This is a genomic window from Spirosoma arboris (assembly GCF_009754945.1).
Taxonomy (GTDB): Bacteria; Bacteroidota; Bacteroidia; order Cytophagales; family Spirosomataceae; genus Spirosoma; species Spirosoma arboris.
The window spans coordinates 1-256 of record NZ_WPIN01000094.1 but is presented as its reverse complement, the minus strand read 5'-3'; the positions used below and the strand labels follow the sequence as shown (position 1 = coordinate 256).

At 48.4% G+C, this 256-nt stretch carries 1 protein-coding gene; it reads right to left on the bottom strand.

The genetic code is table 11. The annotated features are described in order from the left end of the window. On the bottom strand, positions 1-256 hold a 256-nt coding region (locus GO755_RS41290), incomplete at both ends, for a hypothetical protein (protein WP_198175109.1).

The following is a 256-nucleotide window of genomic DNA, read 5'->3' as shown; positions in this document are numbered from 1 at the left end:
CGCCAACAACGGTAATTCCAGACAAGCCTGATCTGAAGACAGGCTCACTCCACCATTAAATCCTCCGTTCACATCTGGATACTGGGCTACCATTCTGTAAGAGTAACTAACTCCTCGTTTGAGGGTGGTAGTATCGGTGTAGGTGGTGGCTGTGCTGGGCACCTCCGCTATTTTGGTGTAGCCTGCCGGTACACCGGTAGTACAGGGAGGAATAACAACAGTTTGACAACCTTCTTTTCGATAAATGATCAGCTTA